The sequence below is a fragment of the Rhodococcus sp. MS13 genome, from assembly GCF_013277835.1.
Taxonomy (GTDB): Bacteria; Actinomycetota; Actinomycetes; order Mycobacteriales; family Mycobacteriaceae; genus Rhodococcus_F; species Rhodococcus_F erythropolis.
Genome location: NZ_VBTL01000002.1, coordinates 178,516 through 203,859, shown reverse-complemented (window position 1 = coordinate 203,859; position 25,344 = coordinate 178,516). Strand labels below are relative to the sequence as shown.

Here is a 25,344-nt window from a genome sequence, read left to right as displayed (position 1 = left end):
GGGGCCTGTTCGGGCTTGCCCGCTCTCACGCGATGTTGAACGGCTCCGGGGAGCTTCGCAGTGCACCGAGCTGACCGACAACCGTGTACGCGCCTGCGCCCACCGGATTGCGCTCGGGGTTCTGCGCGGTCGCGCACTCGGGGGTCGACGTCGTGGCCGACCAGGCGACCTTGAACGCAGCTTGCTCGCCGGGAGCGAGATTGCGTACGTCGGCTGCAGGCTGGGGATAGCAGTCGACGTTGGACCACAAACGGGTCTTGCCGTCGATGCTGTAGACGAGCACCTGCTGCAGGCCGCCCGCCAGATCTCGATCACAGGGTGCCGAACCGATGTTGGTGATGACGATCGTGAAGGACGGCTCTTCACCGGGAGCGAAGGTCGCCTTGTCTGCGGTCGCCTTGACTGCCAACGACGAGTCCGCGCACTGACCAGCCGGGACCGGAGCGCCGGTGGTCGACGAGGACGATGCCGACGTCGACGATCCCGAAGCCTGCGTGCCCGAGCCACCTGATCCACCCGCAGCACCGCCACCCGAACCACCGTTACCGTCCGGCGCGTTGGAGCCGGAAGGGTTGGGGGTGAAGGAGACGTCCGTCGTCAGCGAGGAACTCGCAGCGGCCGAATTGGCCTCAGGAGTATCGCTTCCACCGCCGAAGAGGGCGGACGCTGCCCAGATGATCAACGCCAGTGCAATGACGGCGGCACCAATGGCCAGCGCCCGGCGACGCCAGTAGATCTCGGGGGGCAGTGGTCCATTCGGTTCCAACACGGACTCAACGGTAGTTGGCGCAGGGTCCACTAACCGTCAGCTGAGGCGGCGTGTCGGTACCCATTGTCTGCTACCGGGTATCACTGCCCCGGAAGATCTAACCCTCGACGGTCTCGACGCTCTCGCCGATGTCGCCGACCGCGCCCTGAACTCGCATGTGACCGTCGGACAATGTGTACGTGACGCCGACGATCGCGCACGCACCGTTGTCCACCTTGTCTGCGATGATCCGCGACCTCTGCATGATCAACGAGCCGGTCTCCACTACGTGTCGACCTTCGAGTTCGTCGACGGTGGACAAGCCTTCGTTGCGACCCATCAGGATGGAGGGAGCAACGCGCTCGACCACGCTGCGAATGAAGCCGTCGGGAACCGCACCCTTGTCCAGGGCGTCGAGCGTTGCCTTCACCGCACCGCAACCGTCGTGACCGAGGACGACGATGAGCGGCACGTTGAGCACGTGAACGGCGTACTCGATCGAACCGAGCACCGAATCGTCGAGCACGTGACCCGCCGTACGCACGACGAACATGTCGCCGAGGCCCTGATCGAAGATGATCTCGGCGGCTACGCGCGAATCACCGCAACCGAACAGCACCGCGGTGGGGTGCTGCCCATCGACGAGCTTCGCGCGATCGGCGATTCCCTGGCTGGGGTGAATGGACGCGTCGTTGACAAATCGCTCGTTGCCTTCGCGAAGGGACTTCCAAGCGGAAATGGGGCTTGATCGTGGCATTCACTCATTGTGCACCCGTCGCATTTCGGACTCTCGCCGGGAAGGTTGCGTAGACGCAAACGGAAGCTCCGCGTCCACATTCACGCCTTGTGATGGCGTGCCCGAATTGGAACTTACTTCAGAGTCAGTTTCCTGATACCGTCTCCGAACGTGACCTGGAGCACTTCGACCTTCCGAGTGTGATCGAAGAAACCCGACCAGAACGATTCGGCCGGAAAGGGGGATGGCGTGAGCACTGAAGTTGGAACAACCGGGGACGCAACGCCTGCCTCCCCCGCCAAGACGAACATGTTCTCGAACCTGCTGTCCGAGATCGGACTGCTGTTCACCTTCACCGTTCGCGTATGCGTCGCCTCTTTCACAACTCTGCGACACAAGCGCCTCGCCTGGCGTGAAGCGCTCGACCAGATGTGGTTTCTCGCCCACGTCACCTCGGTCGCTTCGGCACTGGTGATGATTCCCCTCGGCGTGGGCGTAGCTCTCCAGATCGGTTCGCTCGCAGACCAAATCGGCGCGGGTTCATACAGCGGTGCAGTCGTCGCGTTCCTCATCATCGGACAGGCCGGACCGCTGGTCTGCGCCCTGATCATCGCCGGCGTCGGCGGTTCCGCAATCTGCGCAGATTTGGGAGCGCGCACGATCCGCGAAGAGATCGATGCGCTCGAAGTACTGGGCCTGCCGGTATTGGAACGCCTGGTCGTGCCGCGGATGATCGCAATTGCCGTCGTCTGCCTACTGCTGAATTCGATAGTTCTCGTGATCGGTTTGGGCGCAAGCCTCTTCGTTCACGTCCTGATACTCGACGGCAACGCACAGAGCTTCCTGCGCAATCTCGTTCAATTCAGTCAACCGAGCGACTTCGTCGTCTCCGGTATCAAAGCCGTTGCCTTTGCTCTCATCTCGGGAATCGTGGCCTGCTACAAGGGCCTGACCGTCAAGCGCGGTGCTCAAGGCGTCGGCGACGCAGTCAACGAGACCGTCGTGCTCTCGTTTGTCCTCGTGTTCGTCGCCAACCTCGCAATTACCCAGTTCTACCCGCTGTTCGTCTCGGTGAAGGGTGCCTACTGATGCACCTGCCCATCGCAATTCGTGCCAAGCGGGCCAGTTCGCGCACCGTCGACGGTCTGAGTCGACTCGGCGATCAGTTCACGTTCCACGCCCGCGTCATCACCTCGATTCCGGCAACCCTCAAGCGATATTGGCGTGAAGTCGCCCGTCTCGTCGCCCAGGTGGCATTCGGTTCGGGCACCCTGCTCGCCGGCGGCGGCAGCGTCGTCGTGATCTTCGCGATCTCGTTCTTCGCAGGTTCCCAGATCGGACTCGAGGGCTACCGCGGACTCAACCTCGTCGGCCTCGCACCGCTGTCCGGCGTGATGTCCGCCATCGCGAATACTCGTGAGGTCGCACCACTCGTTGCCGCAATCACCTTGGCTGCCAAGGTCGGAACTGGATTCACCGCGCAGCTCGGAGCCATGCGGATCTCCGAGGAAATCGACGCACTCGAAGTCATGGCGATTCCCTCGCTGCGATACCTGGTCACCACCCGAATGATCGCGGCGCTCATCGCGGTGGTCCCGCTGTACCTGGTCGGCCTGTTTGCTTCGTACATGGCAACGGCGCTCGCGGTGATCCGGGTCAAAGGCCAGTCGGAGGGAACATACGGCTACTACTTCAGTCTTTTCCTCTCTCCCAACGACATCTGGTTGTCGTTGATCAAAGTCATGGTGTTCGCGGTCGTCGTGACCCTCGTGCACTGCTACTACGGTTATACCGCGACGGGCGGACCTGAAGGCGTCGGGCGAGCAGCCGGGCGAGCGCTGCGCACCAGCATCGTCTTCCTGGCCTTCACCGACGTCGCCATGACCATCGCGCTCTGGGGACTCAAACCTCAGGTGCCCGGGTTGACCGGATGATCGTCACGGGCGCCAGTCGAATTGCACTGGCACTGCGTGGTTTACTTGCGATAGTCCTGCTGATCGTCGCCTACGTCTTCTTGTTCAGCAGGGGCACGGACACGTTCAGTTCCACACCGCAGGTCAGTGCTGTCGTCCCTGCCAGCGCCGGTGCGCTGCGAGTCGGATCCTCGGTTCAGTACCGCGGCGTCGTCGTCGGTTCGGTCGCCGACATCGAGCCTGGCACCACCGCTTCCACCATCTCACTCGCAATCGACGAGGGTGCATTCGAGGACATACCGTCGGCAAGTCAGGTGCGGCTGATGCCCCGCAACATCTTCGGCGACTTCTTCGTGGACCTGATTCAACCTGACGGTCTCTCGCGCGGTCCTGCTCTCGCGCCGGGTACCGAGTTGGCATCAGATCAGTCCGAAGTCGCGGTCCAGCTCTACCAATCGATCTCACGGATCTACTCGCTCGTTTCTTCCCTCGACCCCGCCGACATCAACGTGGCGCTCACGGCAGTCTCGGATGCGATGAGCGGCAAGGGAAACCAGATCGGTGAGTCTCTCGATTCAGTCCACCAAGCGTTGGTCGGTGCGCAGCCCGTCATCGACGGACTCGGTGACGACCTCGACGACATAGCCACGCTCGCCGACAGTCTCTCGACGAGTGCGCCCGACATGCTCGCCGCATTCGAGAACTCCATCACCACATCCAAGACCGTCGTCGAGAAATCCGACGGATTGGCGGGGCTTCTGCGAGCAGGCACCAGCACTGGATCTGCTGCCACGAGTCTGATCGGCGACAATCGCGACCGCCTGATCACCTTGGTCGACGACGCCGATTCCCTCACCGGTGCAATCACTTCGCGTCCGGACCACATCACCACCTTCTACAACGGCCTGCGCAATCTCACGATCAAACTCCCGCCCGCATTGGCGCACGGTCCCTGGCTCAGCACTGACCTGCGCCTGTCTGTCACAGATCTGTATCCGTACGGAAAGACCGACTGCCCACAATACGACGGAACCCGCGGCCCCAACTGTCCTGCCGCCACGACCGCGTTCGGCGGAACCGTCGGCCCGGTCGGCAGCCCTGCCGAACAATCCCTGATCTCAGCTATCACCCAGGGCGGTACAGCTTTGGACACTCTCGTGGCGGGGCCGGTATTTCGCGGCACGACGGTGGTGGGCGGATGAGCGTGAAGAAATCGCTGATCAGGTTCGGACTGTTTGCCGCGCTGTCGATTCTCGCCACCGTGGTCGTGGTGAGCACTCTGATCAACCCAGTCTCCGGGTCTAGTTCGCAGTACCGGGCCGTCTTCGTCAATGCCTCCGGCCTGGTCACCGGCAGCGATGTTCAGATCGCCGGGGTGAGAGTAGGGCGCGTCGACAGCGTCGAGTTGGTGAACAACCAAGCCGTCGTCGGCTTCGAACTCGAATCTACACAACGTATTCCGACCGACGGTCGGGCTGTGGTGAGGTATGCAGATCTGCTGGGGGCACGGACGATCTCGATCGAACCCGGACAGGGCGAACTCGTAGCCGGCAACTACCTCTCCCCCGGAGCCACAATTCCCGTGGAACAGACTCAGCCGGCGATCGACCTCACCGACATCCTCGGCGGTTTCCGTCCCCTGTTCGACGCACTTGACCCCGCAGAAGTCAACGAGCTTGCCGCACAAGTCGTCCAGGTATTCCAAGGACAAGGTTCCACCATCGAAAGCCTGCTGGAGCGCACAGTTGCCGTCACCGAGAACTTGACGTCCCGAGACGCGATCTTGGACCAACTACTGACCAACCTCGACCGGGTACTCACCGTCACGACGACGAATCGACCCAACTTCGTCGAGATGATCAACACGCTCGACACGCTGGTAGGCGGTTTGGCACAGGATCGCCAACAGATCTCGGCCGCAGTTGATTCCGCAGGTGCCCTGACTTCTTCCCTTCAGGACTTGGTGACGCGCGTGGAACCGGACTTGGCTGGCGCGCTGACTTCGATCGATCAGTCGGCCAGCGTCGTCGTCGACAATCGTGAGTCGCTGGCGACCGGTATCACCGCTTTCGATCAACTGTTCACCCAATTGGGAATCGCAATGAGCTACGGCAGTTGGGCGAACATCTACATCTGTAATTTCCGGCTCAGCGCGCTGGACCAATCGGTGCCTCTCGGCGGCCCCGAGCGTTCGGCGGTGTGCCGATGAACTGGCTCACCGTCAAGAACCCGGTCCGCAACGGAATGATCTGCATTCTCGTCGGAGTCTGTGTCGTTCTGGCCGCACTCGTTGTCCCTCAATTGATCTTGAAGGTCAAGACCAACGAGTACAACGCCGTGTTTGCCAACGCCACCGGATTGACGCAGGACGATCCGGTCAACGTCGCGGGAGTCCCGAGCGGGGTGGTCACCTCGTTGGCGGTCAGCGGCAACTTCGTTGAAGTCACCTTCCGACTCGACGACGGCGTCACTCTCGGCGAAAACTCGCGCGCGGACATCAAGATCTCGACTCTGCTCGGCCGACGCTCGCTCGACATCACTCCGAACGGATCGCGCTCGTTACCCGGAGGTTCGACCATTCCCATCGAGAACACGAGTGTTCCGTTCACCCTCGACGATCTCGGACGAGGAGCACAATCCACTTCGGAAAACCTTGATCTGCAACAACTGCGAAACATGCTGACCGTGGTGTCCGACAACTCACCGGACGATCCCGAGCTCATTCGCCGCTCGCTCGAGGGAATCGACGCACTCTCCGGAGTAGTCAACGACAACGACGTTGCGCTCCGTTCCCTTCTCACCGGAGCGCAGCAGACGACCGCAACACTGATCGAGCAGAAGGACACTCTGGAAACCCTTCTGGGAAATGCGGACCTGGTGATGGCCACGATCGCCGACCGGCGAGATGTGCTGAATGCGCTTGTACAAGACCTCAATCAGTTGAGCACCACACTTGCCCAGTTCCTGGGTGACAACCAGGCATTGGTCGACTCGGTCATGGGAGACATCCACGAGGTGACGGGAGTTCTTTCCGAGAACGAACAATCACTGACCACGTTGCTCGACAACTTCGCCCCCAGCGTTCGGTACGTCACCAATGCGACCGGTAACGGCAACTGGCTCGACCTCAACTCACCCTCCACCCTCATCCCGGACAACTGGTTGTGCGTCGTCGGGCTCGTTCAGGGGTGTCGATGACCACGACCGTCAAGAAGCTCGCCGTGCTGGCAGCGATAATGATCTGCGCGATCGGTGCGGTCCTGTTCGTCACGCGTGACGAACACCAACTCACTCTCACTGCCGAATTCACCTCGACCGACGCCATCTTCACCGGCAACACGGTGACTATTCTGGGAGTTCCCAGCGGGAGGGTCGAGAGCGTCACGCCGGAAGGGTCCCGGGTACGAGTGGCGATGAGCCTGCCATCCGGAACACGCATACCGGCCGACGCTCAGGCCTGGGTCCTGTCTCCTTCGGTCATCAGCGACCGCACGATCGAACTCGGCCCCGGCTACGAGGACGGTGAGTTCCTCGCGGACGGCGCAGTGATCCCACTCGAACGAACTCACTCCCCTCTGACATGGGACCAGCTCACCGCATCGGTGAACGAACTGACGGTGGCGCTCGGCCCTGGCGCGGACGGCGGTGGGATCGGTGACCTCATCGGAGAAGGCGCCCACGCGTTGGACGGCAACGGGCAAGCATTCAACGATGCCGTTCGGTCCATCTCACAGGCTAGTTCGGTACTGGCGGGTGCAAGTCCCGACATCTCCGAACTCGTGAAGAATCTGAACACCCTCGTGCAGTTGATCGCGGACAACCAGACCAAGGTCGACTCGCTGTCGAATTCGGTGACAGTCACCGCCCGCGCGTTCAGTACCCAGCGAGATGACATCAGCGGGGCGCTCGATTCCCTGACCACGTTGCTCGGACAGGTCTCAGCGTTACTCGCCGAACACGGCGAGGCGGTCACCGCCGATCTGGGTGCGCTCGCACAGTTGGCCGGTGCAGTCGCGACCAAACAGGACCAACTGCGCGAGATCATCGAAACGGCACCAACGGGATTCGAGAACGTCGCCAACCTCGTCACCGAAGAAGGCCGAGCCAGAGCGCGATTGAACGTCGCCACCGATCTCTCACAGTTCGACACGACGCGAGAACTGTGCGAGAAGATGCCGATTCCGCTGTGCACCGGGCCTGGGATCGTCAATCCCATCGAATTTCCTTCGGCAGGCAGCTCCGACCTGGCACGCATCCTCGGTGGGGGCAACTGATGGCGTCGAACAAGTCCGTGGTGAGCGTTGTCGTGGCACTTGTCATCGCGGCGCCGTTGACCGGCTGCAGTCTCAACTTCCAGCACCTCCCCCTCGGGCGCGGTCTGCCAGGAGAGTCGTACCCGCTGAACATGGAATTCGTCGATGCGTCATTACTCCCCGTCGGCGGCGAGGTGCGGATCGGCCAGGCAGTGGTCGGCAGAGTCACGTCGATGAGCGCGGAAACATTTGCAGCCGTAGTACATACAGAAATCGAATCGGACATCGAACTACCCGTCGGCACTCGCGCTCGGATCGAGCTGTCCACCCCGATCGGCGACGCATTTGTCAACCTCGAAGTTCCGGTCGATCCAACGGGCCCCAGGCTCGAACCAGGTTCCACCATCGCGCGATCGGAGACCGTGCGCGGACCCGATGTCGCACAACTGCTCGGCGCCGTCGGAACTCTGTTGAACGGCAGTGGGTTGGCGCAGGTCAAGAACATCGTCAGTGAGGCTGATCAGATTCTCGACGGCAGGGAAGAGACGATCCGCGATCTGCTTGCGCGCCTTGACACTTTTCTCGGAACACTTGACGACCGAAAGGAATCGATCAATTCGGCACTGAATTCCCTGAACCGGCTCAGCGCTCTGATCGGTGACGAGAGCGCCACCATCGACGAAGGCTTGCGAACACTCACACCCGCATTGGGCGTGATCGCCGACCAACGACAACCGCTCCTCGATCTTCTCGACGAAACCGATCGGCTCAGTACCGCAACCAATTCCGTGCTCGACCAGTCGGCCGACCAGATTTCCGAGATCACCGGACGACTGTCACCCATCCTCGACCAGTTCTCGGCAATGGGCCCGACTCTGAGTGAGACCATGTCCAACCTGGACAACGCGAGAGTGCTCCTCGAGCGCGCCAGCCCAGGTGATTACGTGAACATCGACCTCGACCTCGACGTCGATGTCGAGGGCACCGTGACCGGGGTGCTCAACGAGATAATTCCGGGCGCCGCACCGCCACTGCCACCTCTGCCCGCCTCCGATCGGGAACTGCCGATCACGACACCCCTGCAAGGAGGAACGCGATGAAGAACCGAACCGTCTATTTCGAGATCGTCGCCTTTCTCCTCATCGCGGTGGTCAGCACGACGTATGTGCTCCGACAAGTAGGTGCCGGAGATCCCTTCACCGGAACGTTCTCGGTCACCGTCGAATTGGAGAACGCGGCCGGAATCGCTCCGGGTTCGGAAGTGGCCTATCGCGGAGTCACCGTCGGCGACGTCGAGTCGGTGGAGGTGGACTCTGCCCAGGACCTCGTCGTGATGACGTTGAGCATCGCCGCCGACCAACAGATCCCCAGCGATTCGCATGTGGCCATCAGCCAGGACACCGCCGTTCCGGTATTGAAAGTTCAGTTGTCCTCGCAGACCGACGGCGGCCCGTATCTGGTTGAAGGTTCGGTTGTTCCGACTGAGCGCACTTCGATCCCGGTCGCGTTGGGAACCGTGATTGCGAATTTCAACGCTGCTGCCGATACCGTCGATCCGGCAGACCTGCGAACCCTCTCGCACGAACTCGGTGAGGGATTGAACGGATTGGGTCCGGATCTGCAGGCGCTCGTCGACAACTTCGACGTGCTCGCGCGCACTGTCCAAGCCGATCAGCCGCGTGTCAACACACTCGTCGAGAACTCGCGCTCACTGTTCACTGCGAACGAGGAAAATGTTGACGCTCTTCCCGAAATTGCACTCACACTTCGCCAATTGACAGATCAGGTACGAAACTCCGATCCGCAACTGCGCACACTCCTCGATCGAAGCCCGAGTGTTCTCGACAATCAGATACTGCCTCTCATCGAACAGAGTCGTGAGCCGTTCAGTCTGCTGTTGGCCAATTCTCTCGTCTCCACTCAGATCGTCACCGCACGGATGCCTGCCGTCGATGCCTTGTTGGTGGTGGTGCCCAAAGGATTCGAGAAGTTCGGAAGTATCGTCAAAGACGGACGCGCACAGCTTGATCTGATCACAGCACTCGGCCCGGTCTGTATCTACGACACGCCCCGGCGATCGGTACAGGACACCTCACCGACCACGCTCGACAAGAACCAACACTGTGCGGACCAGTCGGGCCGGATCCAGAATCGCGGTTCGCAGAACGTCCCCACCGGGACTGGAACGATCGACGGGGTTGCCGAATACGATCCTGCCCTCGGCACGGTTGCGGCCGGTGACGGAACGTCAATTCGTCTGGGCCTCAACGGTGGTCAGAACACCGTTCTCGGTGACAACTCGTTTGCCGCACTACTAGTACAAGGAACGCAATGACCGAGACACCCCAACCCCAGACCCCCGACAGTCCGACACCCGAAAGTCCGACACCCACAATCGTCGAAAAGCCCAAGCGGCTTCGCAAGCAGACCTTGCTGATCGTTGCCGGCGTCCTGGTCGTGGTCGCGGCGCTCGGATGGGGCGCATTCGCGACCTGGCAGAAATCGGCCGACGAAGACGCGCGTACCAGCGCACTGGACAGCGGACGGCAATTCGCCACTGATCTTGCGACGTACAACTTCCAGAACCTCGATCAGAATCTTTCCGTGGTGCGTGACAACTCTGTCGGTGAGTTCGCCGGTCAGTACGCCCAGGTGGCAGCCAACCTGCAGAACATGATCGTGCAGTATCAGGCGACCTCGTCCGCTCAGATCATTTCAGCCGGGCTGGCGAGCAGTGATCGCGACAACGCCGAGGTGCTCGTGTTCCTCGATCAGACCATCACGAATACCAACTCCCCTGATCCGAGGATCGACCGTAACCGCATGCAACTTTCTCTGGTCCGCGAGGACGGCGAGTGGAAACTGAGCAACGTGCAGTTGTTGTGACCCGAAGGTCTGGCGTCACAGGCAGCCGTGTCGGCGACTGCCGATAAAGTGGCGTCCACAAGTCGACGTGTCCTTCGTCGACCAGGAGCACAGGTTCGAGGAGTGTGTCGGTAGCAGTGGCAGTGGAATCTTCGGTGCTACTGAAGTGGTACTCCGAGACGGCTCGTGACCTGCCGTGGCGACGCGAGGGCGTCAGTGCCTGGCAGATCCTGATGAGCGAGATCATGCTCCAGCAGACGCCGGTGGTGCGCGTTGCGCCCATCTGGGAAGAGTGGGTGGAGCGCTGGCCGGTACCGTCGGCGATGGCAGCGTCGAGTCAGGCAGAAGTGCTTCGCGCGTGGGGCAAACTCGGTTACCCGCGACGCGCGCTGCGGTTACACGAATGCGCGGGCGTCCTGGCCGCCGAGCACGGTGACGTGGTGCCGGAAGACGTCGACACCCTGCTCTCCCTACCGGGAATCGGTTCGTACACCGCCCGCGCCGTGGCGTGCTTCGCCTACGGACAGCGAGTGCCGGTGGTGGACACCAACGTACGACGCGTGGTTGCGCGAGCCGTCCACGGCAATGCGGAACCCGGCAATCCGTCCAACACGCGAGACCTCGCCGACGTCGCGGCGCTGCTGCCACGGACACGAGCGCGCGCCGCCACCTACAGCGCCGCTCTCATGGAACTCGGTGCACTGATCTGCACTGCGCGGACGCCGAACTGCGCGAACTGCCCTTTGCCGAACTGCGCGTGGGTCGCTTCGGGCAAACCGGCACACACCGGACCGCCCAAGAAGGTGCAGAAGTTCGCGGGCACCGATCGCCAAGTTCGTGGAAAATTGATGGCCGTTCTGCGCGATAGCCACCGTCCGGTCGAACGCGCGCAACTCGACATCGTCTGGCCGACCGATCCTGGTCAGCGTGACCGCGCACTACATTCCTTGTTGGTCGACGGACTGGTCGAGCAGACCGATGACGGCCTGTTTGCACTGGCTGGAGAAGGTACGCCCTAGCCCACTCGCATCGGGTCGCATGCTTCTGCTGGTTCGACGGTCTGGGGTGGTGCAACTTCAGGATCCGAACGCCGAAACGCAGCGGGAACGACGGGTACCACCGGGTCGCAAGGCGGGAGCGTCAGAATCGGTAGGGCCGCTCCGGACGGTGGCCCGCTCGTCGGGTTCGCCGGCTCGGCGCCGACGTTCGGGCGATCAGTGGACACCGCTCGCGACCCGTCCGGCGACAGAGCGATCAGCAATCCCGTCAGCATGAGCAGGAGCGGCAGCACTATTGCCGCCGCCCACCGGATTCTGTTGACGGGCTGAACAGCCGCGCCGCCAGCGGACCTGACCTCACTCCCCCGACCGGCCGCTACCAGCGCAGCGCCTATCGCCAGTTGGGCGCGCTCGCCGAGATACAGGAAGCCGAGCCCTACCGATTCGGCGGCTTCGGCGGACAACTGCCGTGACTCTTCCTTGCCGAGCATGGCGACGAGCATCTTGGGCACGGGGTTTCGTTCAGCGACGAGCAGGTCCAATGTCGCAGCAAATGTCGAGCTGTCTGTAAGCAACTCGGCGGTAGCGTAACGGTGCGCCGAGTCCACGACGCCCGCGCGCGGATCGATGGCAGCGATCACAGTCTCACTGCCGTCCGGCCAGAATGCGAGAATCGGCGAAATACCATTCAGGGCGTCGACCGTCCGCAAGTAGGCAAGGCGAGCGTCCAGACCGTTGACCAACTCGATGTTCTCGAAAGTGCTGGAGAACAATGAATCCGGGACAAATTCGCGCACGTCCGCGCGCTCGCACAGCACTCCGAGGACGGTGGGGCACAGGTTCGAGCGCAGGGCCCGACCTGTGGCGACCTCGGCAGCGGAGGCGAGCGCGCGTGCCGACGCTTGCGCAGAGGGAACAGTCCCGTTCGCGCCCCACGGATGACGGAACTCGTCGATCGAGCCCAGAAGGGGTGTGTCCGCATCTACGAGAGCTGTTGAAATGGAATTGTTTTCGAATACCACGCCCAGGCTTTCACGCACTGGATCCTCCATCGACTGTTTCCAACTGGTTCTGAACTGTTTCAGGTGTTGCTATCACTGTGGAGCTGTATCAGAACGTCAGGCCACCGACCGCCATTGCGCCTGGTTCCAACACCACGTCCACCGGCGCTCGGCCGTCGACCGTGACGCGATACGTCCCCGGCAGGAGTCCGACAAACGAGAAGCGACCCTCGAACGGTTTCACCGTCCGCGCTATCGCGTGCCCGCATTGATCGACGCCGTTGATCACCACCGCCTCCGAGGTGCCCGACGTCACCAGACCTGCGATCCGTCCACCTGCCGAGACAGCTGTCCCCTGGCTTCTCCGACCACCAACAGAATTCCCTTGTGGATCACACACTCCCGGGGTGGTCGCCACCCGCACGGTGACATCGTCCGACCGCACGCGAGCCGCCCCTCGATCTGCGGTGACCAGTGCAGCAATCGGTAGACCGTCGGCGTCTTCCCGCTTTCCCGCAGTCATCGTCGCTGTCCGGGTGAAGTACCGGTCCGCTTCCAGATTGCCTATCAGGCAATGTAACCCGAACTCGTCGACACCCGAGCCATCTTTGCAGTAGTCAGGCACGGACGGTAGAACGAAACCTCGAGGCACCGGAAGCTGCACGACCACGTCCGAGAGCGGGTTGCCCCGGACGCCGATGTCTACGACATACGTCACCGGATCACCCTCTCGGACAATACCGTTGGACGGTCCGGAATCGAGCCCTGGGCCGTCACCGGGATCGAAGGGCGGCGCACCGTCAATCGCCGTCAACTCGACGGTGAAGGGAGAAGCGGACTCTCCCTCCGCTGCCAATCGAACATCCGACTGCATCGGTAGCGCACCGAGCGCAGCTGCGCCGACAAGTAACACTCCTGTCACCACGACTACGCCTCGCACTCTTCGGGCGCACGCTCTCGGACGGAGTCGGACCGTAACCGCCTTCGACCACACCACTGACAGACGAGTTCTCACGACACTCCTTCGATGGCCGACCCTCGGGGCCCGGTCGGGCACTCTCGACCAGATTTGGCGAATCCCGAGCTACGTTCAATAGAAGTCGCTCGAGGGACTCGAAAGCCAATGGTGACGGCATGATTATGTGGGTGAACTTCTCTCACCCGGGGTGAAGTCGCGGGTGAATTGCCCGGGATGACACGCTCTGGATTCGCACCAGCTACGCTCCTCCATGTAGATAGATGGATCGAGACAATCCGCCCAAATCCGCCAATTAGCGTGGGGCGTGAAAGCAGAAAGGGTCCGCGTTGATGTTCGGGAGGGACGGCCACGACTGGGCAGCTATTCCCGAAAGGCGCACTCTCACCGAGTCGATTCCTCGGCAAGCACTGTTCGCGAAACTGGATCGACGCGCCGCTCTGACCATCGTTCGTGCACCGAACGGCCACGGGAAATCGTCGTTGATCGCATCGTGGCTGCGCGCCCATCTGGCATCCGAACGAATACTCGTCTGGGTCTCGGCCCCACAGCCCTCGTCGACACTCGAAGATTTCTGGGCCGTTGTCCTCGATCGAATCCACGCTGCCGGAATCGCACTGCCCGACGTCGACGATCTCGCCGATCCTTTCACCGCTGCCGCCAAATCCCTGAACGCCCTCAGCCGCCCCGTGCTGCTCGTGCTGATCAGGCCGGATCTGATATCGGAACCAGAGTTGGACGATCAGTTGATCGATCTCCTCACCCTCTGCCACAACCTGGACCTCGTGGTCACGCTCTCGGGATTCGGCATGTTCGCCGAGCCATACCTTCTCGACACGGATCACGAGGTCATCGGCGCCGATGAGCTGTTGTTCACGACATCCGATACCGCCCAATTGCTGGAACAGGCGGGGGTGCGCACGGCTGAGGGTGATGCAGAACAAATCACATCCCTGACGGGTGGGCTGCCCGCGTTGGTTCGCGCCGCAGTCGCCGCCGTCAGGGACTCACGTAACAGCAACCGTGAGCGAGAGATCAAAACGAACACCGCGCAAGCGATAGACGATTACGTGACTGATTCCGTTCTCGCCACCGCTGAGCGCCTAAAGCAACATGAGTTCCTACTCGCGACCGCCTTTGGTCGATCGATCACCGTCGGCGTCGCCACAATGCTGTTCGAGTCCCAGCGCCCTGACACTGCCGAAACCGTTCATGAGATCCGCTCGCGGCTGGTGACGCTGGAGACAGCCGGCTTGTTGTCGCGCGTCGAGGCCGAAGCCGACGAAACATGGGAATTGCCTCCCGCCATTCGACGATCGATACTCGCGCACCACACTCGCGTGGGAATCGATCCGTCGCAACGTCTTTCATTCCTCGCTCACAATCGACTCGACAACGGTCATCACGCGTCGGCGCTGGACTACGCGGTCGAGGCACAGAACTGGACCCTGGCAGTAGACATCGTCGAACAACATTGGGTGACGATGATCGTGCATAACCTGGACTCGGTTCGCTCCGCCCTCCAACGGATTCCGGCGGAAGCTGCCGACAAGCACTCTGCCGTTGAGGCCGGGCGCGCCTTGTTCACGATGCATCCGAGCAAGCGATCCACGGCAATCGACTTGCTACCCGAATCGCCGGCCGAACTGTGGGAACTCGGCGCCCAACCCAGCGCGAAGGACGCCTTGAGCATCGCCTGCGTTCAATCGATCATGCTCAGGATGGCCGGTGAATACGGGCTCTCGGCAGAGACCACCAGGCGGCTGTCTCACCTCAGCCGCAGTGCGCTGGAAAACAATCCGGAAGCGGTCAGCGCACAACTCCCCCTGATGCGACTTCAATGGGCGATCAATTTTCAATTGAGCGGCAGGTTCACCGAATCCACGATCAAGGCTCGAATGGCATACAACGGCGCCCTGTCTCACGGAGTCGACTTCATCGCTCGCAACTCTGCGGGTAGTGCCGCCCTGAATTGGGCTTTGGCAGGTGAGCCGCGGCAGGCCAGACACTGGTTCGAACTCGAACAGAAGCATCCTGACCCCGGGGGTTGGCTCGAACCTGTAGTCAAGATCGCCGGCTTGACGGCACGGGCTCTCGCCGCTCTCGACACACTCGACTTCGGTGACGCACGTATCGCACTGACCGACCTCGGCGTTCCGTCCGACACCGAGGAGCTATGGGCGTTCGTCGTCTATGCGCACAGCCAATTCGCCCTGACTCAGAGCAGTACATCTTCCGCTCTGCCCTTGCTCCACAACGCGATTGGAGTGCATTCCAAGCAGTACACGGCCACGTCTTTCGCGCTTCCTCTGCTGCAATCCGCAGAAATCGATCTCCTGCTCGCACTCGGCGAGGGAAACAAGGCGACGGCTCTGGCCAAGGAAATTGCCGATCCTGCAGCCAACCCGTGGACGCTCGCGTCGGTGGCGCGTTTACGTCAGCGAATCGGCCAGAACGAGGCCGCTGTGGCGCTGTGTCATCAGTTCGACTGGTCTGGCGAATCCTATCCGCGGGCACAGATGGAATCGCTTCTGGTGCAAGCGGTTGCACACTCCGAGCTGGGTGAGCCACGCCTCGCCTCTCAGGAGTGGTCCAGAGCGTGCAGTATCGCGGACCAAACCGGACTTCTGCGTCCGTTCGCGACCATCGGATCGGCGGACGTCGAGAAACTCGAATCGATGGCAGTAACAAAATCGCGTGCACTCGCCGAGTTCTCGAAAAGGGCTCCTGCGGAATCATTTCCGGGATTCGTACGTATCGTGGAGCTGACCGAACGCGAACAGAAGGTCCTCTCACTCCTGGCGCTCGGCATGGGGTCGGCCGCGATGGCCGACAAACTGTACGTGTCCGTCAACACCGTCAAGACTCAACTGCGCACTCTCTACAAGAAGCTCGACGTACACAATCGAAACGAAGCGATCACGAAGGCACGTCAATTGCGCCTGCTGTAGTCCCGGGTCGGATCTGATTCGGACTACATTCTGTAGGCATGAGCACCGATACCTGTGTCTTCTGCAAGATCGTCGCGCTGACCGAGCCGGCGATTCTCGTCCACGAGAGCGAGACGACTCTTGCATTTCTCGATGCCCGACCGGTGAGTCGCGGGCACACCCTGGTGGTCCCCAAGCGTCATGCAGAAAACCTCGATGCTCTCGAAAGCCACGAGGGCGCAGAGATGTTCCGCGTCGGCACGCTCATCGCCGGAGCTCTACGCCGCTGCGACATCGCCGCTGACGGAGTCAACTTTCTGGTCAACGACGGGCGTGCCGCGGGCCAAACCGTGTTCCACTCGCACCTCCACGTCGTCCCCCGCCATCGCGGCGACAAGGCGAAGTTCGCTGCCGGACTCCTGGCCAGGCGAGCCGTCGAACTGGAGCAGGTGGGCGCGTCGATCCGCAGTCAGCTCACCGTCTGAAGGAATTCCGTCACCACTTCGCGATAGCGCTGCGGTTGATCGTCGTGAACCAGGTGGCCTGCATCGGCAATACGTACGTACCGAGTTCCCGGCCTCTCGGCCATCTCTCGCATCTGTCCCTCGGGGGTGATGGTGAACTCTCCCTCGATCAGCAAGGTCGGCACGTCGATCGCCTTCCACTGATCCCAGAAATGCCTCGTGCCCCACTCCTCCGAGATGTCGCGGAAGGTCGACACCTCGCCGTGCAGGTACCACCCGTCGTCGCGGCGGTCGAAAGAGTCGAGAAAGTACTGGCCGGCGACGGGCCCGAAGAATTCCTTCATCGCGTCCTCGGAAGCAAACGGCTGCGGCCACGCCGAGATCATCTGAGCCCAATCCGCGGCGGTGCGTCCGCGAAAATCCGGAGCCATGTCTTCGAGGGCCAGTGCACAAACCTTTTCGGGATGCGATGCGGCGAAGCACCACGCGTGCAGAGCCCCCATCGAATGGCCGATCACGATCATCGGCTCCTCGATGGACGCAACGGCAGATGCCAGGTCGTCGACGAATGCCTCGGTGGTCAGCTCTGACGGCGCGGGCCGGCCGTGACCGGCGGCGTCGAACGTGTAGACGTGGCCGAACTCGCGGATCCACGGCACCTGGCGTCGCCACGTCCTCGAGCTGCCCATGAGGCCGTGCAACAACAGAATCGGTTGTCCTGTTCCACCTTCGTCATGCAACACGAGTGTCACGGTACGCGGTGAAGGTGCGCGGGTAATGTCGCTTGCATGGCAGTCGTGAAGATCAATGCAATCGAGGTCCCCGAGGGCGCCGGCCCCGAACTGGAGAAGCGCTTCGCAGCACGCGCTCATGCAGTCGAGAACTCCCCGGGCTTTCTCGGATTCCAACTCCTCCGCCCCACCGCAGGTGAGAGCCGCTACTTCGTGGTGACGCAGTGGGAGTCCGAGCAGGCGTTCGCCGATTGGCGTGACGGCCCTGCCCGCGAAGCCCATTCCGGCGAGCGTGCGAAGCCCGTCGCTTCGGGTGCGTCGTTGCTCGAGTTCGAAGTTGTCCTGGACGTCGCCGCAAAGAGCTGATCTAGAACGATTGTGCCCGCCTTGGCGGGCACAATCGACGGTCATCTCGGCTTACGCGTTGACACGGTGCGGGCAGTAGTGCAAAAGTTCGCATGTAAACGCGATGGTCCGACAGGAATCCGGTGAAAGCCCGGAGCGGTCGCGCCACTGTAATTCGAGGTGAAGTGCCTTTTTCGGCACGACTATTTCGACAGCCAGACACTTCGGCCATCGCATGGACCTAGGGGACGCGAAAATCCCAGGAGGCTTCGATGGCTCTCGCCTATTCTCCCGATACGTCGATCGATTCGACTCGTCTTGCTTTCCTCGCCGCTGCAGTAGTTCTGTTCGCGATGCTGGCTCTCTACCTGGTCGGATTCGACCAGGGCGCTATCTCTCGCACCGGCATGTACATGCATGAATTGATGCACGACGGTCGACACTTGATGGGCCTGCCGTGCCACTAGTCGACAATTTCACGAAGCTTCTCATTCGTGGTTTGTTGGCTGGTTTGATCGCAGGCATCCTTGCCGGCGGAGTTGCATTCGTGCTGGGTGAACCGCACGTCAATGCCGCCATTGCGATCGAAGAAGCCAACAGCGCCACCGGTGAGGTTGCCGGCGAAGCCGCTGGGCATTCGCACGGTGACGAAGAAGAACCACTGGTGAGCCGCGACGGGCAGCGCGCCGGGCTGTTCCTGGCCACAGCGCTGGCCGGACTGGCACTCGGGGCGATCTTCTCGGTCGTTGCCAATTACGCTCGACGACTCACCGGAATGTCCGGGCCGTTGTTGGCGATTACCATCGCCGTCGGTGGTTGGCTGGCCATCGAGGCCGTGCCCTTCTTCAAGTACCCGGCCAATCCGCCGGCCGTCGGAGATCCCGACACCATCAACCAGCGCACACTTCTGTGGCTGGCCGCCGTGATTCTCGGGCTACTGTCCGTCACCGCGGCAGCAGCGGCGGCAAAGGCAGTTTCCGGGCACGAGTTCCTCAGCGTGCGCATCGCTGCTCCGGTGGCTGCGTTCCTGGTGATCGCCACGATCGGTTACGTCTCTCTTCCCGGCATCAACGAGGTGGGCGAGGACTTCCCGGCAACTCTGCTGTGGGAGTTCCGACTTTCCTCGCTCGCTACGCAGGCGACGCTCTGGCTCGTACTCGGGTTGGCATTCGCCTTCCTCACCGAGCGCGCGACCAAGAACACCGAAGTAGCAAAGAAGTACGCCCTTCGCTGAACCTGCTGTGCGCCTTTATTAACTGCGGGCGGTTAATAAAGGCGCACAGCAGTTCTATTTCAGCTCAGGTGATGCACTTCCTGCAGTCCGTACACCGGCGTCGGGATGCCCTCGTAACGCGCCTTCAACTGCAACGCCAAGTACAGCGAGTAGTGGCGCGACTGGTGCAGATTGCCTCCGTGGAACCACAGCGCTTCCTGCTGCGTCGGCTTCCACATGTTGCGCTGCTCGCCTTCCCACGGTCCCGGATCCTTGGTGGTGTTCGACCCCAGGCCCCACACCTTGCCGACCTTGTCGGCGGTGTCCTGACCGATCAGATCCGCCACCCAGCCGTTCATCGAGCCGTAGCCGGTCGCGTAGACCACCACGTCGGCAGGCAATTCCGTACCGTCTTCGAGGATCACGCTGTTCTCGGTCAACTCACGAATGTTGCCGTGCGCGAGCTTGATGTCTCCATTGGCAACCAGTTCGGCCGCGCCGACGTCGATGTAGTACCCCGAACCGCGTCGTAGGTACTTCATGAACAGACCTGAACCGTCGTCACCCCAGTCGTGCTCGAAGCCCGCCTTCTCGAGGCGATCGTAGAAATCCTTGTCGCGCTCACGGATTGCGTCGTACACCGGGATCTGGAACTCGTGCATGATCCGGTACGGCAGCGAACCGAACGTGAGGTCCGCCTTGTGTGTCGTCATGCCCGCGGCCAGTGCTCGCTCCGAGTACAGATCGCCCAAGCCCAAATCCATCAGCGAATCCGACTTCACGATGTGCGTCGAGCTGCGCTGCACCATCGTGACGTCGATGCCGTTCTCCCACAGTGCGCCGCAGATGTCGTGCGAGGAGTTATTGGCCCCGATCACGACGACCTTCTTGCCCACGTACTGATCCGGGCCGGGGTGCTTGCTCGAGTGGTGCTGATCGCCGAGGAACTTGTCCTGCCCGGGGAACGTCGGAACGTTGGCCTTGCCGGACATACCCGTCGCCATCACCAACTGATTGGGACGCAACGTCAGCTTCTCGCCGTTGCGGTTGACCTCGACGGTCCATTCCTGGGTCTTCTCGTCGAACGACGCAGAGGTGCAGGTCGTGGAACTCCAGTACGGAACCTCCATGACCTTGGTGTACATCTCGAGCCAGTCGCCGATCTTGTCCTTGGGCGCGAACACCGGCCAGTTGTCGGGGAACGGCATGTATGGCAGGTGGTCGTACCAAACCGGATCGTGCAGGCACAGGGACTTGTAGCGTCCGCGCCACTGGTCGCCCGGCCGCTCGTGGCTGTCGATCACGATGGCCGGAACTCCGAGTTGGCGCATCCGGGCACCGAGGGCGATGCCTCCCTGGCCGCCGCCGACGATCACGACGTAAGGCTGTGTGGTGTAACCCAGTTCGCGATCCTCGATCTCCTTCTGCTCGGCCCACGTGATGCGGTTCGGGTCCGCTCCGTGCTTCGCTCCACGAGGCCGGCGAGTGCCCTTACCTTCTTCGTGTCCCTTCAATTCCTGCAACGACGTCAGCAGGGTCCAACCTTCATCTCCTTTCAAACGAAGGTGCCCGTGCGCGCGACCGGTTGCAGTCTCGAATTCGATCCAGGCCGACGTGACGCCGTCGGCTTCGTCGGGTGTCTCGGTGGTCCGGAATCCCGAAGGATCGGTGTCGTCGAGACGCTCGGAGAGCATGTCGGCAATCTGCTCGCGACCTTCGACGGTCTTGATGTTCCAGGTGAACGACACCAAGTCTCGCCAGAAGCTGTCGAGTGCAAATTTGCCTGCCACACGCTCGATGTCACGAGCCGCGAGGGCCGACTCGAAATCCGCCAGCCAGGCGTCGACGCGTTCCTGAGGTGTCACCGCCGTCAACTTCACCTCGGGGGTGACTGCGGAATCGATGGTTTGCGTCATCACTTCTCCTTGTTTGTGAATGTGACACACAGCACATCCCATAAGTGGCCCCGGTCACAAGCGTTGCAGTCTGTTGCAATCAGCGGGCGCGGTGCCGCCGCCCGATACCGGTTACCCGCACCGATGTGCGGGCAACCGACTCACCCCTCAGTAGGCTTGAATTTGCCGAGTCCCAGCGACTGAAATCCCACGACGTAGAACAGCGTCCACAACACGGCCCAGTCCACGAAACCCAGTGCATTGCCGTGCAATCCGTCGACAACTGCCGGCTCGTGAAGAATGTGCTCTGCCGCAAAGCGGTAATAGAACAAGAATGTGACCACCGCGAGCGCAAACGTGAGCAGCGCGCGGATCGCCAGGTTGACCCCGTCCGCAAAGCCCGTGGGCTTGTTACCGAAGGCGTTGGCCCAGAAGATCATCCAGAAGGCCCAGCACACACCGAGCTGTGCCGGGAACTGATGGACCACACCACCCAACTCGGCAACGGCATCGCTTCCCACCAACACCTTCACGACCGGAAGTGCCACGAAGTACAAGCCGGTTCCGACGGCGAAGTTACCGATCGTGGCTGCGAGCGCCGTCTTACCGCCGCCGCCGAACAGTCGCCACGGCCAGTTGTCGAGCGTCTGGCCAGTCAGGATCACGACCACCACGACGCAGTAGAACCACCCGAGTACGGTGTCGACGGTCATCAACGGATCCGTGGCGGACAGCGACACGGACGGCAGACCGAACACGAAGTACAGCGCCAGCGTCGGGACGGCGACAAACGCGATCTCACACAAACCCACCAACGGCTGCTTCATCCCTAGGGAAGTCCACGGCCAATGCTGCCAGTTCAGGACCACCATCACCCAGGTCCCGAAGCCGAAGAGCACGAACAGCGCACCCGCGAAATATCCGAGGCCGCCCTCACGATCGGCCGCGAAATCCGGGTACAAACTCCCCAAGCCGTTTGCCAGGAGCCACGTCACCACGACGGCGAAGACCGCGGTCGCGACCATGATCGCCAAGCCTTTCGCCGGCTGTGGGAGTCGATCGAAGCCGGCGAACTCGCAATTGAAGCCGATGAACACAACAAAAAGGATTGCCCAGAAAAGCGCCGCGTTGAACGGCAGAGGATAGAAACTCCAGGGACTGGTGGTCGGATCGGCCAGAAGGTACCAACTCGCCACGGCCAGCACGAGAACGATCACGAGGTTCGCGATCCCGAACCCGATCCAGCGGCGTGACGGTTGTCGGCTCGGCGTGGCCGGTTCCGTGGGTGTGTCGACTGTAGCGGTCATGTGTCCTCTCCCAGATTGTCTCGCAAGATGATTCGCGAAGTGGTGGCGCAACTATGGAACCGTCGCGCGGGGTACCGGGAGGGTTGCCGAGGGTTGCAACTGCTGTCCGATTTTCCGGAATTGCAACACGGTGCAACCCTTCCGCATTGTGGTCGCCGTCACATACAAATCACTCACCGGTTCACAACCGACTGGTTCACTGCTTACGAGGAGATCTGCATGAGCATCACGGGCAAGGTAGTACTGGTCACCGGCGCCGGCCAAGGAATCGGACGCGGAATCGCTCTCCGCCTCGCCCACGACGGCGCCGACATCGCGTTGGTCGACCTCGACCAGACCAAGCTGGATGCGGTTGCCGACGAGATCAGACAGATCGGTCGTCGTGCGACGACGTTTATCGCCGATGTCAGCGATCGCGCGCAGGTTCACGCCGCAGTCGAACACGCGCACAGTGAGTTGAGCGGATTCGACGTCATCGTCAACAACGCGGGAATCGCTCTCGTCGGCCCGATCTCCGATGCGACGCCGGAAGAGGTCTCCAAGATCTGGAGCGTCAACGTCGACGGTGTCCTGTGGGGAATTCAAGCCGCAGCGGCAAAGTTCCAGGCGCTCGGTCAGCGCGGAAAGATCATCAACGCGTCGTCCATCGCCGGTCATGACGGGTTCGCCATGTTAGGTGTTTACAGCGCAACAAAATTCGCGGTCAGGGCCCTCACTCAGGCTGCGGCCAAGGAATACGCGTCCGACGGAATCACCGTCAACGCGTACTGCCCCGGCGTCGTGGGCACCGACATGTGGGTGACGATCGACAAGAGGTTCGCCGAGTTGACCGGTGCGCCAGAGGGCGCCACCTACGAGAAGTTCGTCGGCGGAATTGCGCTGGGTCGAGCTGAAACCCCCGACGACGTAGCCGGTTTCGTCTCTTACCTCGCTGGGCCCGATTCCGACTACATGACCGGGCAGGCCGGTCTCATCGACGGCGGTCTCGTCTACCGCTGACCGAGGTGTCTTCACTGAAAGCGGCGTCTTCGCCGAAAGCGGTGTCTTCACTGAAAAAGCGGTTGCCAGAGCCTGCGATGCCGCCCGGCGAGGATCCTCGCGACTACGCGAGGACCCTCGCCGCGGTGTACGACGCGACGATGGCCGGAGACCGCGCACCGGCCCGCCCGAGGGACGTGGTTCGCCAATCGTGGCAGCGCCTGCGCGAACTCGGTATCGATCCCGAGCACAGCCGGGTCGAACCGTCGATGGACGTCGCCGAACTCGATCTCCGTCGTCGTGAGTCCGGACTGTACGACGTGCTCGACGACGTGACACGCGGACTCGAATCGGTCACCGCGAGCGGTGAGAACATCATGGTCGTCGCAGATCTTCGCGGAACTGTACTGTGGCGCAGCGGTTCCCATCGCGTACTGGACCAAGCTGCGCGTCTGGGATTTGTCGAAGGGGCGAACTGGGCGGAGGACAGCGTCGGCACCAATGCCATCGGAACGGCATTGGTGTCACGACAGGCGGTTCAGATCTTCTCGGCGGAACACTATGCGCGCAGCCATCATCCGTGGACGTGTGCAGGGGCACCCATCCGTGATCCGCGGGACGACCGTGTCATCGGCGTCGTCGACATCAGTGGTCCTGCCAAGACCGTTCATCCCACGACGCTCGCCCTGGTCGACGCCGTCGCACGCCTCGCTCAATCACACCTGCGCGACAAGCATCGGGACAATCTCGATCAACTACGTTCTGTTGCAGGGCCGATGCTTGCACGAAGCGGATCACCCGCATTGGTGATCGACACCCACGGATGGGTCGCAGCGGTCGACGCGTTACCTCATCGCTCGCGCGTGCTGCTCCCCGCAGCTTTGGCTCCCGGCAGGACATGGTTCCCGGCCTTGGGCCTGTGCGAACTGGATCCGCTTCCCGGCGGGTGGCTGGTTAGACCGATCACCACCGGCGAGAGAATCAGCGCGCCCACGGTGCATATCGATCTGCGCGATTCCGAGAACATGTCGGTGACCGTCACGTCGGGTTTCGGCGAATGGGCATACGCCCCCACCCAACGACATGCGGAGATTCTGTTCCTCCTCGGATCCGAGAGACGTGGACTGACTGCATCTCGGTTGGCGCAAGATCTGTTCGGCGACCCGGCCCGCACGGTGACCGCGCGGGCCGAGATGTCGCGTCTGCGAAAGAACCTCGCCGGAGTTGTTGCAGCGCAGCCGTACCGGTTCGTCGATGCAGCGCACGTGACGTTGTCCTGCCCCGTGAACGGCGCACATCTGTTGCCGTTTTCGAACGCCCCGGCTGTGCGTGCCGCTCGCCTTACTCAGGCCGGTTCGGAGGCCTGAGTGAGCAACTGCAGAAACACCTCTTCGGGCTGAGCGCCGGACACGGCAACCGCACGGTTGGCGACAAAGAACGGAACGCCGCTGACCTGCAGTTGGCGGGCCATGGAGAGATCTTCGCGGACAGCCTCCGCTGCGGCATCGGAGCCCAGTTGCTCGCGCACGACATCGGCGTCGAGGCCGACGCTCACGGCCAGCTCGACCAGCACCTCACGGTCGTCGATCACCTTGCCGTCGCTGAAGTGCGCTTTGAACAGCGCTTCGAGGAGTTCGTTCTGCCGCTCACCCGCGAGATGCAGCAACCTGTGCGCATCAAAGGTATTGGCGGCGATCACGGTTTCGAAGTCCAAGGTCAACCCGACCTCGGCGGCGGTCGCGCTGACGTGGGCGAACATCTGACGTACCTGATCAGGCGCCATCCCCTTCATCTCGACCAAGGCGTCGAGTTCGGTTCGGCCCTCTCCCACCGGGGTCTCCGGAGCGAGCTGGTACGAGCGCCAGATGACGTTGACGCGGTCCTTGTTCTCGAAACGATCCAGCGCCGAGAGGAACCTGGTCTTTCCGATGTAGCACCACGGACAAGCGACGTCCGACCACACTTCGATGGTCACGTCTTGGTCAATCACG

Annotated in this window: 25 protein-coding genes and 1 riboswitch; of the genes, 17 read left to right on the top strand and 8 right to left on the bottom strand. The window is 61.9% G+C overall.

From position 1 onward, the window contains the following. Nucleotides 1-25: 25 nt before the first annotated feature. Entirely contained in the window at nucleotides 26-769 is a 744-nt protein-coding gene (locus FEZ59_RS03390) for a DUF4232 domain-containing protein (RefSeq protein WP_019746833.1), read from the bottom strand. A gap of 97 nt (nucleotides 770-866) precedes the next feature. Continuing rightward, nucleotides 867-1,505, bottom strand: a complete 639-nt coding sequence (locus FEZ59_RS03385; RefSeq protein WP_019746832.1) for a carbonic anhydrase — start codon at nucleotides 1,503-1,505, stop codon at nucleotides 867-869. Nucleotides 1,506-1,733: 228 nt separating this feature from the next. Here FEZ59_RS03385 and FEZ59_RS03380 point away from each other — a divergent pair, with 228 nt between their 5' ends. The 10 genes from FEZ59_RS03380 to FEZ59_RS03335 all read left to right on the top strand — a co-directional run bounded on the left by FEZ59_RS03380 (nucleotide 1,734) and on the right by FEZ59_RS03335 (nucleotide 11,534). After that, nucleotides 1,734-2,573, top strand: a complete 840-nt coding sequence (locus FEZ59_RS03380) for an ABC transporter permease (RefSeq protein ID WP_346343215.1) — start codon at nucleotides 1,734-1,736, stop codon at nucleotides 2,571-2,573. Further along, the gene (locus FEZ59_RS03375; RefSeq protein ID WP_020906104.1) at nucleotides 2,573-3,418 is read left to right on the top strand and encodes an ABC transporter permease; all 846 of its coding nucleotides are present in this window, start codon (nucleotides 2,573-2,575) and stop codon (nucleotides 3,416-3,418) included. The genes FEZ59_RS03380 and FEZ59_RS03375 overlap by 1 nt, the downstream gene beginning before the upstream one ends. Further along, nucleotides 3,415-4,599 (top strand): MCE family protein, encoded by a 1,185-nt coding sequence (locus tag FEZ59_RS03370; RefSeq protein WP_172932247.1) that lies wholly within the window; start codon nucleotides 3,415-3,417, stop codon nucleotides 4,597-4,599. Before FEZ59_RS03375 ends, FEZ59_RS03370 begins: the two co-directional genes overlap by 4 nt. After that, nucleotides 4,596-5,606 carry an MlaD family protein gene (locus FEZ59_RS03365; RefSeq protein WP_172932246.1) on the top strand — a complete coding sequence of 337 codons (1,011 nt, stop codon included), beginning with the start codon at nucleotides 4,596-4,598 and terminating at the stop codon, nucleotides 5,604-5,606. Before FEZ59_RS03370 ends, FEZ59_RS03365 begins: the two co-directional genes overlap by 4 nt. Further along, nucleotides 5,603-6,595 carry an MCE family protein gene (locus tag FEZ59_RS03360; protein WP_202022446.1) on the top strand — a complete coding sequence of 331 codons (993 nt, stop codon included), beginning with the start codon at nucleotides 5,603-5,605 and terminating at the stop codon, nucleotides 6,593-6,595. Before FEZ59_RS03365 ends, FEZ59_RS03360 begins: the two co-directional genes overlap by 4 nt. Next, complete coding sequence (locus FEZ59_RS03355) at nucleotides 6,592-7,671, top strand: MCE family protein (protein WP_052740911.1); 1,080 nt, start codon at nucleotides 6,592-6,594, stop codon at nucleotides 7,669-7,671. Before FEZ59_RS03360 ends, FEZ59_RS03355 begins: the two co-directional genes overlap by 4 nt. Continuing rightward, nucleotides 7,671-8,750, top strand: coding sequence for an MCE family protein (locus FEZ59_RS03350; protein ID WP_172932244.1), 1,080 nt, complete (start codon nucleotides 7,671-7,673; stop codon nucleotides 8,748-8,750). The genes FEZ59_RS03355 and FEZ59_RS03350 overlap by 1 nt, the downstream gene beginning before the upstream one ends. Beyond that, nucleotides 8,747-9,985 carry an MlaD family protein gene (locus FEZ59_RS03345; RefSeq protein ID WP_172932243.1) on the top strand — a complete coding sequence of 413 codons (1,239 nt, stop codon included), beginning with the start codon at nucleotides 8,747-8,749 and terminating at the stop codon, nucleotides 9,983-9,985. Before FEZ59_RS03350 ends, FEZ59_RS03345 begins: the two co-directional genes overlap by 4 nt. Next, the gene (locus tag FEZ59_RS03340; protein WP_172932242.1) at nucleotides 9,982-10,536 is read left to right on the top strand and encodes a hypothetical protein; all 555 of its coding nucleotides are present in this window, start codon (nucleotides 9,982-9,984) and stop codon (nucleotides 10,534-10,536) included. The genes FEZ59_RS03345 and FEZ59_RS03340 overlap by 4 nt, the downstream gene beginning before the upstream one ends. A 116-nt stretch (nucleotides 10,537-10,652) precedes the next feature. Further along, nucleotides 10,653-11,534 carry an A/G-specific adenine glycosylase gene (locus FEZ59_RS03335; RefSeq protein ID WP_069146926.1) on the top strand — a complete coding sequence of 294 codons (882 nt, stop codon included), beginning with the start codon at nucleotides 10,653-10,655 and terminating at the stop codon, nucleotides 11,532-11,534. On the opposite strand, the gene FEZ59_RS03330 is transcribed toward FEZ59_RS03335, so the two are convergent. Continuing rightward, complete coding sequence (locus FEZ59_RS03330; protein ID WP_269586550.1) at nucleotides 11,531-12,553, bottom strand: hypothetical protein; 1,023 nt, start codon at nucleotides 12,551-12,553, stop codon at nucleotides 11,531-11,533. The genes FEZ59_RS03335 and FEZ59_RS03330 overlap by 4 nt on opposite strands. A gap of 70 nt (nucleotides 12,554-12,623) precedes the next feature. Next, nucleotides 12,624-13,439, bottom strand: coding sequence for a hypothetical protein (locus FEZ59_RS03325; RefSeq protein WP_346343214.1), 816 nt, complete (start codon nucleotides 13,437-13,439; stop codon nucleotides 12,624-12,626). A gap of 383 nt (nucleotides 13,440-13,822) precedes the next feature. Between FEZ59_RS03325 and FEZ59_RS03320 the strand changes: the two genes are divergently transcribed. Next, nucleotides 13,823-16,441, top strand: a complete 2,619-nt coding sequence (locus tag FEZ59_RS03320) for a LuxR C-terminal-related transcriptional regulator (protein ID WP_172932239.1) — start codon at nucleotides 13,823-13,825, stop codon at nucleotides 16,439-16,441. A 38-nt stretch (nucleotides 16,442-16,479) separates the two neighbouring features. After that, nucleotides 16,480-16,905 (top strand): HIT domain-containing protein, encoded by a 426-nt coding sequence (locus FEZ59_RS03315; protein ID WP_019746817.1) that lies wholly within the window; start codon nucleotides 16,480-16,482, stop codon nucleotides 16,903-16,905. On the opposite strand, the gene FEZ59_RS03310 is transcribed toward FEZ59_RS03315, so the two are convergent. After that, nucleotides 16,890-17,627 (bottom strand): alpha/beta hydrolase, encoded by a 738-nt coding sequence (locus FEZ59_RS03310; RefSeq protein WP_092765473.1) that lies wholly within the window; start codon nucleotides 17,625-17,627, stop codon nucleotides 16,890-16,892. The genes FEZ59_RS03315 and FEZ59_RS03310 overlap by 16 nt on opposite strands. Nucleotides 17,628-17,672: 45 nt before the next feature. Here FEZ59_RS03310 and mhuD point away from each other — a divergent pair, with 45 nt between their 5' ends. The 3 genes from mhuD to FEZ59_RS03295 all read left to right on the top strand — a co-directional run bounded on the left by mhuD (nucleotide 17,673) and on the right by FEZ59_RS03295 (nucleotide 19,194). Next, a complete protein-coding gene (mhuD, locus tag FEZ59_RS03305; protein WP_007726927.1) occupies nucleotides 17,673-17,981 on the top strand; it encodes a mycobilin-forming heme oxygenase MhuD in 309 nt (102 codons plus the stop codon). An 87-nt stretch (nucleotides 17,982-18,068) separates the two neighbouring features. Then, nucleotides 18,069-18,208, top strand: a riboswitch (cobalamin riboswitch). 24 nt (nucleotides 18,209-18,232) lie between these two features. Then, nucleotides 18,233-18,427 carry a CbtB domain-containing protein gene (locus tag FEZ59_RS03300; protein WP_003945915.1) on the top strand — a complete coding sequence of 65 codons (195 nt, stop codon included), beginning with the start codon at nucleotides 18,233-18,235 and terminating at the stop codon, nucleotides 18,425-18,427. Further along, entirely contained in the window at nucleotides 18,418-19,194 is a 777-nt protein-coding gene (locus tag FEZ59_RS03295) for a CbtA family protein (RefSeq protein ID WP_019746815.1), read from the top strand. Before FEZ59_RS03300 ends, FEZ59_RS03295 begins: the two co-directional genes overlap by 10 nt. Nucleotides 19,195-19,253: 59 nt before the next feature. On the opposite strand, the gene FEZ59_RS03290 is transcribed toward FEZ59_RS03295, so the two are convergent. Next, the gene (locus FEZ59_RS03290) at nucleotides 19,254-21,089 is read right to left on the bottom strand and encodes an NAD(P)/FAD-dependent oxidoreductase (RefSeq protein ID WP_172932238.1); all 1,836 of its coding nucleotides are present in this window, start codon (nucleotides 21,087-21,089) and stop codon (nucleotides 19,254-19,256) included. 140 nt (nucleotides 21,090-21,229) lie between these two features. Beyond that, nucleotides 21,230-22,375, bottom strand: coding sequence for a hypothetical protein (locus tag FEZ59_RS03285; RefSeq protein WP_172932237.1), 1,146 nt, complete (start codon nucleotides 22,373-22,375; stop codon nucleotides 21,230-21,232). A gap of 219 nt (nucleotides 22,376-22,594) precedes the next feature. On the opposite strand from FEZ59_RS03285, the gene FEZ59_RS03280 reads away from it, so the two are divergent. Both FEZ59_RS03280 and FEZ59_RS03275 read left to right on the top strand, forming a co-directional pair. Continuing rightward, nucleotides 22,595-23,374, top strand: a complete 780-nt coding sequence (locus FEZ59_RS03280) for an acetoin reductase (RefSeq protein WP_020906092.1) — start codon at nucleotides 22,595-22,597, stop codon at nucleotides 23,372-23,374. 77 nt (nucleotides 23,375-23,451) lie between these two features. After that, nucleotides 23,452-24,720: a GAF domain-containing protein gene (locus tag FEZ59_RS03275; RefSeq protein ID WP_021342794.1), complete on the top strand. Its 1,269-nt coding sequence runs from the start codon at nucleotides 23,452-23,454 to the stop codon at nucleotides 24,718-24,720. Here FEZ59_RS03275 and FEZ59_RS03270 read toward each other — a convergent pair. Further along, a complete protein-coding gene (locus tag FEZ59_RS03270) occupies nucleotides 24,699-25,343 on the bottom strand; it encodes a DsbA family oxidoreductase (protein WP_232816808.1) in 645 nt (214 codons plus the stop codon). The genes FEZ59_RS03275 and FEZ59_RS03270 overlap by 22 nt on opposite strands. Between the last annotated feature and the right edge of the window lies 1 nt (nucleotide 25,344).